At 41.8% G+C, this 19,999-nt stretch carries 13 protein-coding genes and 2 pseudogenes; 11 read left to right on the forward strand and 4 right to left on the reverse strand.

Translation table 11 applies throughout. From position 1 onward, the window contains the following. Positions 1 to 28: 28 nt before the first annotated feature. Positions 29 to 2,011, reverse strand: a complete 1,983-nt coding sequence (locus MKY83_RS03795) for an LTA synthase family protein (protein ID WP_044139745.1) — start codon at positions 2,009 to 2,011, stop codon at positions 29 to 31. 578 nt (positions 2,012 to 2,589) lie between these two features. Here MKY83_RS03795 and MKY83_RS03800 point away from each other — a divergent pair. The 7 genes and pseudogenes from MKY83_RS03800 to MKY83_RS03830 all read left to right on the forward strand — a co-directional run bounded on the left by MKY83_RS03800 (position 2,590) and on the right by MKY83_RS03830 (position 11,034). After that, positions 2,590 to 4,248 (forward strand): pyridoxal-dependent decarboxylase, encoded by a 1,659-nt coding sequence (locus MKY83_RS03800; RefSeq protein WP_342488173.1) that lies wholly within the window; start codon positions 2,590 to 2,592, stop codon positions 4,246 to 4,248. A 31-nt stretch (positions 4,249 to 4,279) separates the two neighbouring features. Continuing rightward, on the forward strand, positions 4,280 to 6,004 hold the full coding sequence (locus MKY83_RS03805; protein WP_003214104.1) for a methyl-accepting chemotaxis protein: 1,725 nt from the start codon (positions 4,280 to 4,282) through the stop codon (positions 6,002 to 6,004). A gap of 78 nt (positions 6,005 to 6,082) precedes the next feature. Further along, a complete protein-coding gene (locus tag MKY83_RS03810) occupies positions 6,083 to 6,469 on the forward strand; it encodes a DUF1992 domain-containing protein (RefSeq protein WP_034665171.1) in 387 nt (128 codons plus the stop codon). Between the two features lie 164 nt (positions 6,470 to 6,633). Next, on the forward strand, positions 6,634 to 8,070 hold the full coding sequence (gene treP, locus MKY83_RS03815) for a PTS system trehalose-specific EIIBC component (RefSeq protein ID WP_106067738.1): 1,437 nt from the start codon (positions 6,634 to 6,636) through the stop codon (positions 8,068 to 8,070). Between the two features lie 15 nt (positions 8,071 to 8,085). Beyond that, positions 8,086 to 9,786, forward strand: coding sequence for an alpha,alpha-phosphotrehalase (gene treC / locus MKY83_RS03820; RefSeq protein ID WP_342488174.1), 1,701 nt, complete (start codon positions 8,086 to 8,088; stop codon positions 9,784 to 9,786). A gap of 19 nt (positions 9,787 to 9,805) precedes the next feature. Continuing rightward, on the forward strand, positions 9,806 to 10,534 hold the full coding sequence (gene treR / locus MKY83_RS03825; protein ID WP_044139741.1) for a trehalose operon repressor: 729 nt from the start codon (positions 9,806 to 9,808) through the stop codon (positions 10,532 to 10,534). A gap of 119 nt (positions 10,535 to 10,653) precedes the next feature. Next, positions 10,654 to 11,034: pseudogene (locus MKY83_RS03830) on the forward strand (terpene synthase). Positions 11,035 to 11,284: 250 nt separating this feature from the next. Here MKY83_RS03830 and MKY83_RS03835 read toward each other — a convergent pair. Then, positions 11,285 to 15,574 (reverse strand): multifunctional 2',3'-cyclic-nucleotide 2'-phosphodiesterase/3'-nucleotidase/5'-nucleotidase, encoded by a 4,290-nt coding sequence (locus MKY83_RS03835; RefSeq protein ID WP_106067741.1) that lies wholly within the window; start codon positions 15,572 to 15,574, stop codon positions 11,285 to 11,287. A gap of 254 nt (positions 15,575 to 15,828) precedes the next feature. Between MKY83_RS03835 and MKY83_RS03840 the strand changes: the two genes are divergently transcribed. After that, positions 15,829 to 16,347 (forward strand): type 1 glutamine amidotransferase domain-containing protein, encoded by a 519-nt coding sequence (locus tag MKY83_RS03840; protein WP_003214211.1) that lies wholly within the window; start codon positions 15,829 to 15,831, stop codon positions 16,345 to 16,347. Between the two features lie 114 nt (positions 16,348 to 16,461). Here the strand turns inward: MKY83_RS03840 and MKY83_RS03845 are convergent, their stop codons facing one another. Beyond that, positions 16,462 to 16,677, reverse strand: a complete 216-nt coding sequence (locus MKY83_RS03845) for a DUF1128 domain-containing protein (RefSeq protein WP_003214000.1) — start codon at positions 16,675 to 16,677, stop codon at positions 16,462 to 16,464. A gap of 77 nt (positions 16,678 to 16,754) precedes the next feature. Further along, on the reverse strand, positions 16,755 to 18,110 hold the full coding sequence (locus tag MKY83_RS03850; protein ID WP_044139738.1) for a sodium:alanine symporter family protein: 1,356 nt from the start codon (positions 18,108 to 18,110) through the stop codon (positions 16,755 to 16,757). Between the two features lie 174 nt (positions 18,111 to 18,284). Between MKY83_RS03850 and MKY83_RS03855 the strand changes: the two are divergent. From MKY83_RS03855 to MKY83_RS03865, 3 genes and pseudogenes are all read left to right on the forward strand, one after another. Further along, positions 18,285 to 18,756, forward strand: a pseudogene (locus MKY83_RS03855) (low molecular weight protein-tyrosine-phosphatase). Between the two features lie 20 nt (positions 18,757 to 18,776). Further along, the gene (locus MKY83_RS03860; RefSeq protein WP_003218013.1) at positions 18,777 to 19,109 is read left to right on the forward strand and encodes a YtxH domain-containing protein; all 333 of its coding nucleotides are present in this window, start codon (positions 18,777 to 18,779) and stop codon (positions 19,107 to 19,109) included. A gap of 18 nt (positions 19,110 to 19,127) precedes the next feature. After that, positions 19,128 to 19,946: a YhjD/YihY/BrkB family envelope integrity protein gene (locus MKY83_RS03865; RefSeq protein ID WP_342488175.1), complete on the forward strand. Its 819-nt coding sequence runs from the start codon at positions 19,128 to 19,130 to the stop codon at positions 19,944 to 19,946. The last annotated feature ends 53 nt before the right edge of the window (positions 19,947 to 19,999 follow it).

The following is a 19,999-nucleotide window of genomic DNA, read 5'->3' on the forward strand; positions in this document are numbered from 1 at the left end:
GGGTCGGCTGGTTCTTAAAATGAGAAAGCTATTTTGATGAAGTGCCGGATTTATCTTTGGCAGAAGAGGAATCTTCTTCATCCTGTACTTTCTTTGTATAGTCATATTGATTGCGATCAATCGGTGTAAAGCCTTTAGGTTTGTAGAAACGGAGTAAATCTTCGGTGACAATCTTATCAGATGTCTCAAGCATCTTTTTCACCGTTTCATTTTCTTGTGATGCCTTATCAGTCGGCTCGATTTTCTCGCCTGTTTTGTTGCTGTAATAGTTATTGCCTACTTTTGTGTAATCCTTAGAGACGAAGTCACCATTTCTAAATGGCACAAGCTCTTTGAAGTTCTTCGATAAGATATCAGAACCAGACATTAAATAGTTCTTCGTATCATCACCAAGCAGGTGCAGAAGGGTTGGTGCGACATCGACTTCACCAGAGTATTTATGAATCTGTCCGCCTTTTACGCCTGGTACATGAATAAAGAGCGGTACGCGCATGAGTTGCGCATTTTCATAATCTCCGATTTTTTGTCCTGTCACTTTTTCCATCGCTTCATTGTGGTTTTCAGAAATGCCGTAATGGTCTCCGTACATAATGACGACTGTATTGTCATAGAGTCCAGACTTTTTCAGGTCGTTGAAGAACTGTTCAATCGCTTCATCTAAATAATGAGCCGATTGGAAATAGTTATTGACGACAGAGTCTCCGAAGTCACCAGGTTCGAAATCGGTATCCCCTTCATCCATTCCAAATGGGAAATGGTTCGATAACGTAATGAATTTCGAATAAAACGGCTGCTTCAAGTTTTCAAGCATTGGCATAGATTCTTTGAAGAATGGTTTGTCTTTCAGCCCATAGTTCTTCGTATCTTGCTCGTTCATATCGTAATACTCAGAATCGTAAAACCTGTCATATCCAAACGACTTAAACATTTCATTACGGTTCCAGAAGGTTTTCGTATTGCCGTGGAATTCTGCTGACGTGTATTGATCCTTCTTCAGAATGCCAGGAAGTGCCTGATACGTGTTTTGCGCTTTGTTAATAAAAACAGAGCCTTGTGATAATGGGAATAGCCCAGTATCCATCATAAATTCAGCATCAGACGTCTTTCCTTGTCCTGTTTGATGGAAGAAGTTATCAAAGTAAAACGTTTTGTTGTCGTGTGCCAATGAATTAAGGAATGGCGTTACTTCTTTTCCGTTTACTTTGTAATCAATGACAAAGTTTTGCAGAGATTCAAGAGAAATCGTAATCACGTTCATGCCTTTTGCTTTCCCGTAATAAGCCGGGTTAGGATCAGCGCTGTTCGCTTTTAAATAGTTCTCTACATCTGTGACGTCATTTGAATTTGCCAGAGCACGCTGGCTGTTTGATTTCACATTTTGAATGGCATCAAACACAGTAAAGTTATAAGCACCTAAATATTTCACTAAATAATTGCGGTCAAATGCTCTTGATAAAAGCTCTGGACGATCAATCTCTGCAGCGACTAAATTCATCACAAAGATTACAACAGAGGACACAAGGACGAGTCTAAACGATTTTGACTTTTGAACAGGTACAGTAGCTGTACTTGTTTGCTGCTTCTTTTTCATGCGGACTGCGAGTACGATCAAAATGATGGTATCCATAAAGTAAAACATATCAGTCCAACGCATGAGTGAAAATGCACTATCACCTAATTGTCCGCCATTCGTTCCTGCCTGCATCACGGTAGGCAGCGTGATAAAGTCATTGAAGAATCGATAGTACACGATGTTTGCGTATAGTAAAAAAGACATGAAAAAATGAATCACAATGATAGCGGCAGGCTGCCATTTTTTCTTGAACAATAAAGCAAAGCCAAGAAAGAACAAGCTGGAGCTAATAGGATTCACGAAAAGCAAAATATGCTGAAGCACATTTGATATACCAAGTTTAAATTCAATTAAATACGCTGAATACGTTTTGAGCCACAGTAAGATGACTGCAATAACAAAGAAGCCGAGGCCTCGTTTTTGAATAAATGTTTTCATAAAAACACTCCTTTTCTCCGATACACGGAAGAGGCGGAACGAAAGAAAACGAACCATTAGAATATACCATGAAATGATCAAATAGAAAAGTGATAACCGGCGAAGAGTGTCTAGCAGCCTGTCCGAGCAATAAAAAGGAAGAAAACGAAAATATTCACTCTTCGAAAAACTTTTTGTGAAATTCACCCTATTATTGACAGAAAATTCAGCTATTTTCCAGTTGTTATATCAATAAAACAGGTAAAAAGGCACGAGTCTAAAGAATTAATTTGGTTTCTACAATGATGATTTAGAGAGTATTTCCAGTGTTTCTTAATGTTTATGCAGGTTAAGTAAAAAAAATGAGAAGAAGAATGGAGAAAGGGTATGGATGAAATTTCCTGATATAAGATATATTGATATATTTTTTATTTCATCAACAAAATGGTTTCGATGTGTTTTGTAAGGGTTTTATTTGTTTTGATGAATGAACAAATTATCTAAATATACTTAAGTGGACATTTCGAGACTATAAACTTTTGAATTGGGGTCGATATAGACTTTGACAGGAAATCTTCCATTGAAAGGATTGATAGTATATGACTGTACGAGCAAACAACCTCGTTCAGAACTGGTTTCCGAGTGAGGACGGAAATGCAGCAGAGCGTAAAGCACTCATCAAATTGATGGAGCAGATTGTTTCAGGGGTCGATCACCTGAAAGATCCGAACCGTGCACACCTAAAGGGTGAAAAGAATCGCGAGGAGGATTTTTACCAAAAGCTCACTGAAACAAGTCAAATTCCGTTGAACGGCCAACAAGCGGAACTTGTGAATGAAGAATTACTGAAGCTTTTACATAACCATCCTTACCACACAAAGTATTTCTTCACGAACATTTTGCCGATGGCAAGTACACCAGGAATTCTAGGCATGCTGACGGCGATGCTGGTAAATGGAAACAACCTATGGGATGTGTATGGACCAGCAGGAGCGGAGGCTGAGGTCAGAGTGGTCTCAATGATGTCTAAGCTCATCGGATATGATCCAAGTGTGAGCGGGGGATATACAACATGGGGAGGTCAAGGAGCCATTTTCTCAGGACTGCGTTTAGCGATTGCAAAAGTTGCGCCGGAGTCACTGCGAAAAGGTGTTCCACAAAACCTTTATGCGTTTTGTTCTGATGCGGCACATTACAGCTTATTTAAGTCAATGGAAGCAACAGGACTTGGCACAGACAACTTGATCAGAATTAAAACGAATAAAGATCATTCGATGGATATGGAAGATTTGCGTTGTCAAATGGAACGTGTTGCACAAAATGGCGGAATTCCCGTTTATATTGTCGCAACAACCGGAACAACAGATGCCATTGCAATTGATGATGTAAAAGGGGTACGTGAAACAGCAGAAGCCATTGCTGAGGAGTATGGTCTAAAGGTGCCGCATATTCATGCAGATTCAGCGCTCGGCGGATTCTTTGCTTTCTTTAATGAGTATGATCTAGCTGAAAACCCGCTGCAATTCTCAGACGGTGTTCTTCGTATGCTAAAAGAAATCAAAGCGAAATTCCAGCATCTTTCTCTTGCTGACACGATGTGCTTTGACTTTCAAAAGCTCGGCCAAACACCTTACACATCTAGTTTATTCTTAGTGAAAAACGCGGCAGACCTAAAGCGTTTAGATCTGGAAGAACAAGAGACACCATACGTTGGTCATAGAGGCTACGGCGAATACCATACAGGTTATACGCTGGAATGCTCAAGAATGGGAAGCTCGATCAGTATGCTGAGTGTGCTGTTAACGTTTGGAGTTGAAGGCTACCAGCGCTTGCTCGGTCAATTCTTAGAGGTGAACCTTGCCTTCAGAGAAGCACTCAGTCAAGAAATTCCGCAAGCAGAAGTCGTAAATGATGACAACGTCGGAATGGCTACATTATTTAGAATTTACCTAGACGGCTCACCACGCTTTCAAGAAGAAATTTCAGGCGAAGCGACGGCAATGGAAATTGAGCGGAACAATGAATTGAACAAAATGCTGTTTGAAAAGCTTGGAGAGAAACGAGACGAAATGTTCTTTGGTGATACAACGAAGTTCTTACTTGTAAATGCAAAAGAAGGACAAGAATTCTATCTAAGTGTTAGTAAGTTTTTTGTCATCTCACCTTATACGTTACCAGAGCATATCCCACATATCGTATCTTATTTAAAAGATGTGATCGCATCTGTTTGTGGACAATTTGAACATGTACATGCTTAAATCAAATCTGAGAGTGGAGATGTAGGAAAAAATGGCGAAACAAAGGAAATTTGGAGGACTCACGATATCCTCTAAAATCATGTCAGTCGTTGTCGTAACATTACTCGCAACCGTTGCACTATTCGTTCTAACATTTTATCTAGTCAGCCAGGATTTATCATCCCAGTTATTAAAGCAATTTGATTATCGATTAACAACAGATGTTGATACAGCGAAGAAAGAGATCGATAATCTGGATGGGAACGTCCTTGGTATTAGTGGGAAAGATGATCCCCTTTATGTGGAGGTCAAAAAGAAATTCACAGAGCTTCAAGAAGATCATACGCTTGAGAACTTATACGTGCTATCTAATAAAGGCGGCAAAGAAAGAATTATTATATTAACCGGGGAAGAAAATGATTTTGATCAAGATTATGTATTTTCAGATGAGATGAAACAAGCTCTTTCTGAAGATAAAATAGTCAAAAGTGATATTTACAAAGATTCATTTGGAACACATAAATCAGTCTTTTTACCAATTAAAGATTCAGGCGGTGAGCTGACGGGTATTTTAGGAATTGATTTAGATGCGTCAGTTGTGCCAGAAACAACGAAGAAGCTGACGATCTATATCACAGTGGCCTCTGCCATTGTGCTCATCGGTGGATTACTCTTCTCATTCTTTATGGGAAGAAGAATTGCGAAACCAGCACGTTCCTTGATGGAATCAGCGAACCGAATTGCTGACGGTGATTTAACTGGTATGGTAGAGGTTGAAAGTAAAGATGAGATCGGCCAGCTTGCCGCATCCTTCCAAAAGATGCAGGGGCGGATCAAAGAGCTTATTTCGAAAATCTCTCACTCATCTAGTGAAGTGTCTAAAATGTCATCACAGCTTCGTACGGTGACGACCGAATCGAGTCAAAGTGCGCAGCAAGTATCAGAAGCTATGACGAATATGAGTGAAGGAATCAATGATTCTGTCGCAAATATTACGGATTGTACGACATCCGTTGCTGAGATCGATACTCAAATCGAAGGCGTCACAAAAGAAGTCGATGAAATGAAATCTGTTTCATCTGACGTACAAGAGCAGTCAGAATCTGGTCAAAAATTAGTGAACCATGTGCTTGATCATCTGAATATGCTACATGATAAGATGACCAACTCAAAGCAGGCAGCAGAAGAATTACAATCTCATTCAACGGAGATTGAAAGTGTCATCTCGATCATTACGGACATTTCAGCCCAAACGAATCTGCTTGCACTGAATGCTTCAATTGAAGCGGCACGTGTTGGAGAAGAAGGAAAAGGGTTTGCTGTTGTGGCAGATGAGGTGCGCAAGTTAGCTGAGCAATCAGCGGATGCGGCTAAAACCGTTTCAGACCTTGTCATCGGCACACAGGAAAACAGTCAGCGCGTTCTTGAAAGCGTAGAGGAAAGCAGTAAAGCAGTGGAAGAAGGACGTGAGCAAATGAAAGGCACGTCACAGAACTTTACTGGTATTTACGACGGAGTGTCTCAATTTGCAAGCAGAACGAACAATTTGCTTCAATCCATTAAGCAGGTAGAACGAGCATATCAAACGATTTCTACATCGATTGAACAAATTTCTGTTGTGTCAGAAGAACATGCAGCCAGCTCTCAAGAAGTAGCGGCAGCAACAGAACAGCAAAGTGCTGGCATGCAGCAAATTTCAAGTGCGATTGAACAGCTCTCTGATATGTCAGAGGACTTAGCACATATGGTTTCTACTTTCAAAATCGACAATAAATAACGAGAAAGCTGACTCTTGTGAGAGAGTCAGCTTTTTTGCTATGATAAATCAAATCGTTTCAGACGAAAGGAGAACGCCATGGATTTTGCGCAGAGATTATCAGAAGAACGGATCAAAAAAGCGATGGATCACGGGGCTTTTGAAGGATTATCTGGCTTTGGCAAACCTCTGCCTAAAGATGACGCTGCTCATGTACCTGAAGAATTAAGAATGGGCTACCGGATGATGAAAAATGCTGGCTTTGCTGGGGAAGAAACAGCACTGAAAAAAGAACTCATGACCGTCAAAGAGCTGCTTCACTCCAGTATAGACGGAGAGGAAAGAAAAAAGCTTTCTCTCATATGTGAAGAAAAACAAAAACGACTGGATGAACTCACATCTAAGCGCCAAACTTTTGCCCGTCCAGCCTCCTCCTTTTATAAAAACAGGGTCTACGAAAAATTAACGGAGCATAAAAAAAGATGATGACACGCTGCCTCTCCTGAGCACATTGAGGGGGCTTTTTTTATGAAAGCGCTACATTTTGTTATTGACTACATGTATATACAAATATAAAATAATAATCAAACATGTATATACAAGTTTTCTTGGTTCTTTTTTCTTATAAAAACGATCTCGGAGGGGATAGCATGGCTGATTACCAGGCAGCAGCAGATCAGATTGTGAAAGCCATCGGCGGCAAAGAAAATATTGATCAAGCGACACATTGTGTGACAAGGCTGCGCTTTGTGCTGAAGGATGAAGGAAAGGTTGATGAGAAAGCACTTGAACAAATAGAAGAAGTGAAGGGATCTTTCTCAGCGAACGGTCAATACCAAGTGGTGATCGGCCAAGGGGTCGTCAATCGGGTATATGCCGAAATGGTGAAACAGACGGGGATTGGGGAAGCCACAAAAGAGGATGTGAAGCGTGCCTCTGATCAAAAATTAAATCCATTACAGCGTGCTGTGAAAACGCTTGCGGATATTTTTATTCCGATTCTTCCTGCCATCGTCACAGCCGGCTTATTATTGGGGATTCATAATATTTTAACAGCTCCTGATATTTTCTTTGATCAAAAATCGATTGTTGATGTGTATCCGGCATGGGCTGATTTAGCGAATATGATCAACTTGATTGCAGGCACTGCCTTCACATTCCTGCCCGCATTAATCGGCTGGTCAGCCGTGAAGCGGTTTGGAGGAAATCCGCTTTTAGGGATGGTTCTTGGGCTGATGCTCGTACACCCGGACTTATTAAATGCGTGGGGTTATGGAGCGGCTGAAAAGTCCGGTGAGATTCCAGTCTGGAATTTGTTTGGACTTGAAGTGCAAAAGGTAGGCTATCAAGGACAGGTTCTTCCGATACTCGTCGCCTCGTATTTACTAGCGAAGCTCGAATTGTTTATCACAAAACGGACACCTGAAAGCATTCAGCTATTAGTGGTTGCTCCGATTACGTTATTAGTTATTGGCTTTTTATCCTTTATCGTCATTGGACCTATTACATTTGCAATCGGCAACGTGTTAACATCTGGACTTGTCGCTGTATTCCAGCAGTTCGCAGCACTAGGTGGTCTATTATACGGCGGTTTGTATGCGGCGTTAGTCATTACTGGAATGCATCATACGTTCCTTGCTGTTGATATTCAATTGATTAATTCAAAACTGCACGGCACGTTTCTATGGCCAATGCTCGCACTGTCTAATATTGCACAAGGATCAGCCGCACTTGCGATGATGTTTGTTTTGAAAGATGAAAAGCAAAAAGGTCTCTCACTCACATCAAGTATTTCTGCTTACTTAGGAATTACCGAGCCAGCAATGTTTGGCGTCAACTTGCGCTACCGATTCCCATTTATTTTCGCACTCATTAGCTCTGGTTTAGCCGGTATGTTTATCGCCTCTCAAGGGGTGCTGGCAAGCTCAGTTGGTGTTGGAGGCATTCCAGGAATCTTCTCTATTATCCCGAAATATTGGGGCGCATTTGCGATAGGGATGGTCATTGTCCTCATCGCCCCATTCATCGGAACCCTTTTGTATGCAAAGTTGAAAAAGAAGAAAGATGTATCACAAGAACTTAACTAGTGGTGGTGAAGGAAATTGAAACAACAAACAAACGAACCGTGGTGGAAAAAAGCGGTGGTCTACCAAATTTATCCGAAGAGCTTTTTAGATACAACGGGCTCAGGTACAGGCGATATCAATGGTGTGACAAAAAAGCTCGATTATATCAAACAGCTTGGGGTGGACTGTATTTGGCTCACGCCAATGTATGAGTCCCCGCAGCATGACAACGGCTATGATATTAGTGATTATACAAAAATCCATGACATGTACGGCACAATGGCGGATTTTGAACACATGCTGAAAGAAGCCCATGATCGAGGTATACGAGTCATCATGGATTTAGCCGTCAATCATACATCCATTTTCCATAAGTGGTTTCAAGCATCACGCGAGTCAAAGAATAATCCTTATCGAGATTATTATATTTGGAAGGAGCCCAAGGCGGACGGATCACCGCCGAATGATTGGCAGTCAAAATTTGGCGGTCCGGCATGGGAGCTAGATGAAGAAACAGGAGAGTATTATCTTCATTTATACGATGTCACCCAAGCGGATCTCAATTGGGAAAAGGATGAGGTGCGCAGGCAAGTATATGACATCATGCATTTTTGGTTTGAAAAAGGAATTGATGGATTCAGGCTGGATGTCATCAACAACATCTCAAAGGATCAACGCTTCTTAGATGACGCCGGGCAGTCTGTGCAAGGAGACGGCCGAATGTATTATACGGATGGTCCAAGAATTCATGAGTTTCTGCACGAAATGAACCAAGAGGTTTTTTCGAAATATGACAGCATGACAGTTGGAGAAATGTCTTCAACGAATATTGCAGACTGCATTCGGTATACAAGACCGGATCGGCAGGAGCTGGATATGACGTTTAATTTCCATCATTTAAAGGTCGATTATCCAAACGGAGAAAAATGGGCCCTCGCACCATTTGATTTTCAGGAATTGAAGTCGATTCTGTCTGAGTGGCAGACGAAAATGCATGAGGGCGGCGGCTGGAATGCGCTCTTCTGGTGCAATCATGATCAGCCGCGTATCGTCTCAAGATACGGTGATGATGAAACATACCATCAGCAATCAGCGAAGATGCTGGCGACCACCATTCATCTCATGCAAGGGACTCCATATATTTATCAAGGGGAAGAGATTGGCATGAAGAATCCTCAGTTTGAGGACATCTCATCTTACCGCGATATCGAATCACTCAATATGTATGAAGTTATGCTTGAAAAAGGGAAATCAAAGGAAGAAGCGCTCGCCATTTTACAGGTCAAGTCAAGAGATAATGCGAGAACACCGATGCAGTGGACCTCAGAAAAGAACGCAGGTTTTTCAAAAGGGACACCTTGGATTGAGCCAGCCAATAACGACATTTCGGTCGAAACTTCGTTAAAGGACCAGTCGTCTATTTTCTATCATTATCAAGCCCTTTGCAGGCTGCGTAAAGAACTTGATGTGATCACATATGGAAGCTTCACTTTACTCTTAGCAGAAGATCCAAAGATTTTTGCTTATGTGAGAGAAAGCGGTGAGGAGAAGCTTCTTGTGATCAATCACTTTTATGCAGGAGAGACGGACTTTACGCTTCCTGATGAGCTTATGCAGGCTGTAGATGAGATGGAGGGGCAAGTGCTGTTATCCAATTATGAGGATGCACCGGCAGATATGAAGGGATTTACGTTGCGTCCATACGAGTCAATCGTTTATCATTTAACCAAACGCTAGAAAATGGGGCGGAGGGAAAATGAAAGAGAATAAGTTTCGAGTGATTTATGATCAGCTCGCAAAACGAATTGAACAAGGTGAATGGCAGGATAAAGGCATTTTGCCATCAGAGCATGAGCTGTCCTTGATGTATGACACATCCCGTGAGACGGTAAGAAAGGCATTAAATATCCTTGTGCAAAATGGCTATATCCAAAAAATCCGCGGCAAAGGCTCTGTCTTGCTGAATCGAGAGAAAATGCAATTCCCAGTCTCGGGTCTTGTCAGCTTTAAAGAACTTTCCCAAACGCTTGGCCGAAAGACCGTTACGACGGTTCACGAATTTGGTTTAATCAAACCGGATCAGTATATTCAGTCTCAGCTGAAAATTAATGGGCAGGAGGATGTCTGGGAAGTCATTCGATCTCGTAATATTAGCGGAGAAGAAGTGATTTTAGACAAGGATTACTTTTTGCAAAAGCATGTGTCGGTCTTGTCGAAGGACATATGCGAAGGATCCATCTACGAGTATATTGAAGGAGAGCTCGGTGTATCAATCAGCTATGCCCAAAAGGAATTTGTGGTAGAGCCATGTACAGAAGAGGACGCCAAGTATCTTGATTTGAACGGGTTTGACCATGTCGTCGTTGTGAAGAATTACGTGTTCTTAGAAGATACAAGTTTATTTCAATACACAGAAAGCCGTCACCGATTAGACCGCTTCAGATTCGTCGATTTTGCAAGAAGAGAAAAAGTGGACAGAGCATAGGCTCTGTCCTTTTCAGGTTTTGGGAGAAGTAGACGACGAATAGATCACCATTTTCAGGAGGAAAGATGATGAGATTAAATAGACCACTAAAATGAAGAGACTTAGAAATATTCAGCGTGATGAAAGATCATCAGATTTTATGTTATGTCATCATTGAAGATACGCGAAAACCGTTTACGGCAGAAGACAGAAAGCTAGAGCCATTATGTTATATCGATGAAGAAGATATACAAGCGATTTTGAATGTTTTTCATATTTCCATTATCAATGATGAATAATTAAGTGAAGAGGATTTAACGATGGTAAAAGGTTTTTTTGCTGATTTAGTAAATAATACGGACTTAACGAATTTTATTACGAGAGATTATGTTTTAAAGGATTTATATGATGTCGATGATGAAAATGACATGATGTTCTTTAATAGGATGCTTCGGCATATAGGGTCAGATGATGTAAAAGAATTCGACGACCGCAATTGGATCTATTTATCTCAAGATTGATGTCTTATTCCAAGAAAAGAGGACAGAGCATAGGCTCTGTCCTTCAGCATGTAGGCAAACCCTTGCATTCGGTGTCAGTCCTGCGTGCTGGTGCTCACGAATGTCAAATTCGCTCCGCGCCAGTACTCGTCCTTCCTAGACTTCAAAGGTTTTCTATCAAGCTGAAAAGAAGACAAAGGGCTAAAATCAAGATCATTTTAGCCCTTTGTCAACAATCTGGAGGACAGAGCATAGGCTCTGTCCTTTTCCTTTAGGATGATACATTTTTTCTTGTACGCTTGCGCTGGTAGTAATATAGGATACCGCCAGCAGCGAGCATGAGCACGCCAATCAATACAGCTGTATACATCATTGTGGCAGTATTCGGCAATGTGCCGCCAGGAAGGCCTGTTCCATCTTGGTTTGGATCTGTACCTGTCCCTCCGCCTGGTGCTGTTGTTCCGCCGTCTCCGCCAGTTTGATCTGGAGTTGTTCCAGCTGCCCCGCTTTGGTTAAGGACCGTGTATTCGCTGAAGTGCTCAGTTTGACCTGATACGACTCCGTTTTCAAATGATCCATTACTAGTTTTGGTGTAACGATTTTTCTTGCGATCCACATAATATACACTAGGTTTTTTCGCCTTTTGAGGCTCGTCTAGTGTAAAGGATAGTGTGACCGGGTCTTTAAAGGTCGAAACCTTTTTCTTGTCTTGTTTGATTTGGAAATCATACGTATCCGTTAATGCGTTTTTCACTTTATCCGTCTTTGTCATCCATATATCTGCGCTTGTCTCGGACAAATTCGAGAGCGGTAATGCGAGCCCCACTTTGTCATGATAGATGGTGACGTTTGGATCTTGCTCTCTTTTTTTCAGCTCGGCTACTTGTGCTTTTGATAGAGACAATTGAACGTTTTTCGCTTTGCTTGCTTTGTCTAGATAGAGCAATGCTTTGTTTGTATGCTGTACATACGTTTGGAATTTCTTATCATCTTGAATGTCATAAGCGCCTTTTCCTTTCACGCGAGGAAGGTATACTTCTTTCACCCTGTGATCGATAACAGGCGAAATTTGACCGTCTGCCTTTTCAATTTGCTCTTTGAAAATTTCATAGTCGACATACCCTAAGTCTTCACCGTGAGAGGCTTCTGTAAAGACGCTGTAGCCGTCGCCACCTGTGCCAACAAATGCGTTTGTGGCTACGCGGTATGTTTTCTCATCATCAATGTCTGTCAGTTGACCTTTTTGATCTTTCAGTTTCACATCAATTAGTCTGCTGCCAGCTGGTTTACTGAGCGTAAACGTATATTCAATGCCAGCTACATGAGGGAATGCGCCACCGCCTTCCTCAATGCCTGACAGCCCTTGTTCGAGAGCTTTCTTAATTTGACTGCCTTTTAAATCTGCGACATAAAGTGTATTTCCAAAAGGCATCACCGTTAAAATATCACCTAAAGTGATATCACCTTTTTCGATGCTTCCACGAATACCGCCGCCGTTTGTGATGGCAAGGTCAGCTCCAGCAGATTCTTGCGCTTTCTGCAGCATGCCGTCGGCGATAAAGTTCCCAAGATTCGTTTCTTTCGCACGGACATGCTCACGTTGACCATCTAAAAGAACATCTGTATGGCCGACTTTTTCTGTTTTTAAATCTTGAATATCTGCTTTGTATCCATCAAGGATCGCTTTTGCCTCTGCATCTTCTTTGACAGAGTCATCGATCGGAATCAGGTCAAAAGAAGATTCTTTTGGCTGGATGACACCTTTTTTGTCAAAGGCTACGTCTACTTTTCCTAAAAATTGTCCATAATCTTTCACTTGAGCGACAATCGTAGGTTCTTTTTTATTGATGACCTTTAATTTTTCTACAAGTGTGTGCGTGTGACCGCCAATGATTAAATCAATCCCATCGACTTTTTGAGCGAGCTCAAGATCACGGTTGTAGCCAATGTGTGTTAACGCTATGATTTTATTGGTTTTTTCTTCTGTTTGAATGGTGTTGACTGTTTCTTTTGCTTTCTTGTACGCATCTTTAAATTGAATGTTAGGACCGCTGCTGGATGTAATGGCTGTGTCTTCAGTCGTTAAACCGAATACGGCCACCTTTTCACCGTTTACATCGAGCAGGATGTAAGGGTAAATCCCGGCTTCTTTTTTCTCACCAGCTTTAAATAAGGCTGGTTTTTTCATTAAGTCACTCAATTGTTTTTCCTTCGAGACATCCACGTTTGATGACACGATCGGGAATCGAGGCTTTTCAAATTGATGACGGTTTTTCGGATCGACATCTGATGCATCACCTGTCAGGAATTGACGGAGTACAGAAGGACCTTTGTCAAATTCATGATTACCAAACGTCATGGCATCGTATTTCATTAAGTTCATCAATTTCAGATCGGCAAGCCCTTGCCACTTTGTGAAGTACAGGTCACCAGAGAAGACATCTCCAGCGTCTAATAGAATATTGTTCTTGTTTTCAGCACGGACTTCTTTGATCTTTGTTGCGCGTCTTGCCGCATCATCAAGGTGTGCGTGTGTATCGTTCGTATGCATCACTGTTAAATTCCAGTTGTCTGATGTAGGCGGTTCTGTTGTGCCATCGTCTTTAAAGGCTAGCTTGTACACACCAAGACCATCTGTACTTGCGTTACGAATAAAGTCTACGCTGCTTGATTCTTTAGCAAACGGTTTGGCTAAAAGAGAAGATTCAAAAGTGACTGTTGCGCCTTTGATCGGTGCAATAGACCAGTTTTGATCTGCAATTGGGTTGATCGTTTTTTGTTCGATAATATAATCCATCAGTACTTGACGGTTCTCATCTGCTGAGGCAAGCACTACTTTATCTTGCGTCAGGTGAGGGAAGCCTCCGCCGCCAGAAGCACGATAGTTATTTGTTACGACTAAAAATTCTTGATTGTCAGAGACGGGTTTCCCGTTGTAAGACAGGTTTTTGATGCGGTTGGCATTGGCGTTGAGAAGTGTGCCTGTTGTGCTGTATTTAGCAGGCTGCGTCACATCGACTTGATATGTCACGCCATCAATTACATCAAAGTTATACGAGCGGTATTCCTCGTTTAAAATCGGCTGTTCTTTTGCATCGTTCGGTTTGATCTGATTAAACTGACCGGCAGACATTTCTAACCAGTCTTTCACTTCACTGCCTTTCAGTTTCACAATCTGCACAGTGTTATCGTAAAGGTAGAGATCGCCGATATTCTTAATCGCTAAATCTCCTTTTGCGATATTTGTATAATAGTTTACACCGTTTCGGCCGCCGGCTTTAAACGGAGCACCTGCAGATAAAATCGGTAAATTTTTATACGATGAGTCCTTCATTTTTTCTTGTGCATACCATTTTTGGGCATCTGTCACAATTTGAATCGAAGGGTCATCCATCACTTGAGCAAAAAAGCTATTAATGTCTGCTTCTGTTTTGCCAACAGGCTTTCTCACGTAATCAAGTGTGTTTTGATGCGTTGTTTGAATGGCGTCTTTTACGGTACTGTTTTGAGATGATACTCCGGCAACAGATTCGATCTTGCCTGTTCCGTCTGTGACCTTCCAGTTGCTGCCGTCAGGCTCTAGTGTTAAATCAATGACCCCGAGGTAGCTGCCCCAGTTTTTTGACATGACGACTGGGATGCCATTGATGGTTCCTTTTGAGACATTGAATTTGTCGACGCCGTTATATTCAGCGCTTGGGAATGTGCCATGCTGGTGGCCTGATACAATGGCATCGATGCCTTTTGTTTTCGTGGCAAGGTCAAAGATCATATTTTCTGATCCTTTAGGTGAAGCGGTTTTTTCAATTCCTGTATGAGCAAGAGCGACAATGACATCTGCGCCTTTCTCTTTCATTTCAGGAATGGTTTCGTTGGCAGATTCGACGATGTCCTGCACTTGGACTTGTCCATCTAAATGCTTCTTATCCCACGTCATAATTTGTGGTGGGACGAATCCTATGTAACCAACTTTCACAGTTTGTGAGGCTCCGTTTGCATCTTTAAAGGTTTTATCTTGGATCACATAAGGTGTAAAACGGTGTTCTCCATTTAGCTTTTTGACGTTCGCATTGACAATAGGGAAGTTTGCGCCCGCAATGGTACCGTCAAGGAAGGATAATCCGTAGTTAAATTCATGATTGCCAAGTGTTCCTGCATCGTATTTTAGTTTGTTGAGTGTATGAATAATAGGGTGAACCTTTGTTTGATTGATGATGCTGTCTTTCTCATGTTTGTAAACGTATTCTCCAAGAGGGGTTCCTTGAATCAAGTCTCCGTTATCCACAAGGAGTGTATTTGGGTTTTGTGATCGGTGCTTGTCAATGAGCTCGGCTGTTTTTGCCAAACCAAATTCATTTGTTTCTTTGTCGCTGTAATAATCATAATTCATCATGTTCGCATGAACATCGGTTGTGGCTAAGATGCTGACCTTTACGGCTTTGCCGTTTTCTGTTTCTGCATGAGTAGGTACTGCTGGGAGAATGAGACTAATCATCATAATGGAAGTGAGCAGAATAGACAGGTTTTTCCTTCGTTTAGACCTATGTGCTTGCTTCTTCACCTGATCTCCGCCTTTCTAATTTTTTTGACCACAATACCTATTGTAGAAATGTTTCGTTAACTTTTGTAGTTATTTTTTGCAGATTATTGTAAAGATAACATAAATCATACGAATTACCTTGTTGAGGGAATGTGAATGAGTCGAAATACTTATTTTTATCATAAGGGGTTTTCTGATAGGGATAGGATGTTTGATTTCAACATGCCCGGGTATAGTGTGTAGTGTAAACGATAATCAAGCAGGAGGGTTTCTACATGGGTAAGAAAATTGCAGTTGTATTAACAGATTACTTTGAGGATGTTGAATTCACCGAGCCTGCAAAAGCCTTTAAAGATGCAGGTCATGAGATCACAGTCATTGAAAATGAAAAAGGAAAAACAGTGAAAGGGAAGCAAGGAGAGGCAGAAGTGAGAGTGGATGCGTCTATTGACAACGTGAAGCCTGAAGACTTCGATGCACTTCTCATTCCTGGCGGTTTCTCACCAGATATTCTGCGTGCAGATGATCGTTACGTCCAATTCACTAAAGCATTTATGGATGAGAAAAAACCAGTATTTGCGATCTGTCACGGACCGCAATTGCTCATTACAGCGAAGGCGCTTGAAGGAAGAGGCGCGACTGGGTATACATCCATCAAAGTCGATATGGAAAACGCAGGCGCTAAATTTAAAGACGAAGAGGTCGTCGTTTGTCAGGATCAGCTTGTGACAAGCCGTACACCTGATGACATTCCAGCCTTTAACCGTGAATCATTAAAACTGCTTGAGAAATAAACCGCAGTTGTAAAAGGATATAAAAAAGCCAGCATCTTGCGGGGTGCTGGCTTTTTGTGTGCATGATGTAAGAAAACTGCGTGTAGACCATAAAAACAGTTTCCTTTTGCACCATTATTTTCTTAAGTTTTTTAGCTCGCTTGCGATGGCTTGCATTTCACTTGGGCTGAATGAAGATTTTTTCATCACCATTTGGTGAAGAAATTCGATATCTTCGTACTTGTCTGGACTGAAGTCTTCTGCTTTGATGACTCCAATGTTCAGCATATTTAACTTTTGCGAAATGTCTTCAATCAGCTGATTGACTTCAGCCGCTTTTTGCTCTGACAAGGGCGGCACGTCCTTTCCTGCATATGTGTTGAATAATATGTCTATTTTAACAGAAAAGCAAAAGAATAAAAGGGCTATTAAGACGATACGGAGATGTTTTTCTCCTTTTTCTCCTGCTTAATCTTATCAATGATTCGTTTGGATTCAAATACGACAACCCCTGATAAACCGATGAGCCCAATTAAGTTTGGAATCGCCATCAGTCCATTCAGCATATCTGCCACACCCCAGACGAAGTCATTTTTAAACACGGCACCGAAAAAGACAGCAATAACAAACACGATGCGATAATACATGACGTACGAATCCTTCGCCAAATATGTAAAGCATTTTTCGCCATAATAGGACCAGCCAATGATGGTGGAATAGGCAAACAAGAGCAGACCGATTGCCACAATGGTTGAGCCAACTGGACCGAGGAAATGTGCAAAGGATAACGAGGTGAGTGCATCACTTTTCACTGTTAAATACATATCTGCCATGACAATGGTAATGCCTGTGATAGAACAAACAATGATTGTATCGATAAACACTTGCGTCATAGAGACGAGAGCTTGACGGGCAGGCATATCCGTTTTCGCAGCCGCAGCAGCAATTGGTGCTGACCCAAGACCTGCTTCATTGGAAAATACTCCTCGTGCCACACCCCAGCGAATGACAGTCCCAATTGCACCACCTGCCACGGCTTGACCGGTAAAGGCATCTGAGAAAATAAGACCGACTGCGCCTGGAACAAGATCAGCATTCATAACAAGAATGATCAGACCGCAAATGACGTAAAATAAAGCCATGACCGGTACAAATATAGATGTGACCCGGCCAATGCTTTTAATTCCGCCTAAAATCACAAGTGCCGTAAAAGCTGTAATGATGATACCTGTTATCCATGTTGGAATTTGAAAAGTAGAATTCATAACGCCTGAGATGGAATTAGACTGTACCAGGTTGCCGATCCCAAAGGCAGCACTGGCACCGAAAACAGCAAATAGCACCCCTAGCCATTTCTGCTTTAACCCGTGCTCTAAATAATACATAGGTCCGCCAGACATTTCGCCTTTTTCGTTTTTGACCCTGTATTTCACAGCAAGAACAGCTTCTGCAAACTTGGTGGCCATCCCGAAAAATGCAGCAAACCACATCCAGAATACTGCACCAGGACCACCCGCTATAACAGCCGAGGCCACACCTACGATATTTCCTGTACCGACAGTTGCAGCAAGAGCCGTCATTAACGCTTGGAAATGGGAAATATCCCCTTCTGATATTTTGTCTTGTTTTGAAAAAGCGAGCTTTAAAGAATAAGGAAGTAATCTAATTTGAATGAAGAGAACGCGAAAGGTGAGGTATATTCCAGTACCAACAATTAAAATCAACAGGGGAGGCCCCCACAAAAAATTGTTCATCGTTGTGACAAACTGCTCAATTATCCCCATCTAATATCCCCCTTTGTTTGTATAATTCTCCTAAAGTTTCTCCTGTTTTTGTGTATTTTGTCAATGCCGATGAGAGTTTTTCTTGCAAAGTTTCCAAAAGAAAAAGGGCTTGATATGATAGAGAAAAGGTTTTCGAAAAGAACTCTTAGGGAAAAGATAGGAGGAGAATGAAGGATGATTCATGTGTTATTCGTGTGTCTTGGCAATATTTGCAGGTCACCGATGGCAGAGGCCATATTTAGAAAAAAAAGTAGAAGATGAGGGGCTTAGCGAGTACTTTGTGATTGATTCAGCAGGTATTGGCGGCTGGCATCAAGGCAGTCCTCCGCATGAAGGAACGCGAAAGCTGCTTGATGAAAAAGGCATCAGCTATGAAGGAATGTCCGCAAGACAAATCATGGATGAGGACATCACAACATATGACTATATCATTGCGATGGATGCTGAAAATGTAGGGGCACTTCGCAGTATAGCCGGCTATGGGAAACATCACTTTATTGGCCGTCTTCTTGATTTTGTAGAAGACGACGATCGAGATGATGTGCCAGATCCTTATTACACTGGGAACTTTGAGGAAGTCCATGAATTAATTGAAACAGGAATTGACCGTTTTTTGACGTATGTAAAGAAAGAGAACCACCTTTAACTGAAAGGAGATCAGACGAGATGGAAGAAAAAAATCAAATCGTGCTCCGAGGAGCTCTCTTAGGTGCAGCTTGCGGCGCATTGCTGACTTTATTTCATCGGCCAACAAGAATTGCACTCAAAGAAAAATGGAATGACTGCCAGCAAAAGCTTGATGAGTACCGTGAGGAGCCAGGCAGAATATCGGCTTGCATGAAAGAAAAGATGGAAGAAACGAAGCAGCTGATGCGAACAGTCTCAGATGATTTGTCATTTTTAAATGAACAGGTCAATCAGTTAAAGGAAACAACCCCAAGGGTATTAGAAATTATTGAAGAAACAAAGGATCACTTTCAATCGAAACAGACAGATTGATCATTGGAGATGAGGCGTATGGGTTTTATTAAAGCGTTAATTGAACGCTTTTTGTTGCATGAAGGACCGGCAAAATCTGCTGAGCTTGCCTATTTCTTTTTGCTTTCATTATTTCCGTTTCTCATCTTCGTGCTGACGCTGGTCGGGTATTTGCCGCTGACGTCAAAGGATGTCCTAAGCGTCATTTCTGGCTATGCGCCAGAAGGAGCGCTTTCGATGATTGAATCCATTGCCGAACAGACGCTGAATAATCGAAACGGCGGGTTATTGTCGTTCGGGATTATTGCCGCCCTTTGGTCAGCATCTAACGGCATTAATGCCGTCGTCAGAGCATTTAACCATGCTTACGAAGTTGAGGAGAATCGTTCCTTCATTCTCGTACGTTTAACATCGATCATCTTAACGGTCGCGATGGTTTTGACCATTATATTTGCCCTGATGCTACCTGTCTTTGGCAAAGAACTCGGTTTATTTGTCGCTAAATTAGTTGGGCAGTCAGACGCCTTTCTCACCGTATGGACTGCAATGAGATGGATCATTAGCCCGCTGATTTTATTGATTGTTTTTACAGCCTTATACTATTTTGCTCCAAACATTAGGCTGAAATTAAAATTTGTTCTGCCAGGTGCCATTTTTGCATCGATTGGATGGATTTTGGTCAGCATGCTATTTTCATTTTACGTAGGCGAGTTTGCCAACTACAGTGCGATGTACGGAAGCATTGGGGGAATCATTATTTTAATGATCTGGTTTTATTTAACCGGCATCATGATTATCCTTGGCGGTGAGCTCAATGCGCTTTTACATAAGCGTAAAATCGTACCAGGCAAACTATAAAGAAATCCGGGCATCCTAAAGAAGAACGATCAAGTTCAAACTCAATGGATGGG

It is taken from the genome of Bacillus sp. FSL M8-0266 (genome assembly GCF_038613425.1).
Taxonomy (GTDB): Bacteria; Bacillota; Bacilli; order Bacillales; family Bacillaceae; genus Bacillus; species Bacillus pumilus.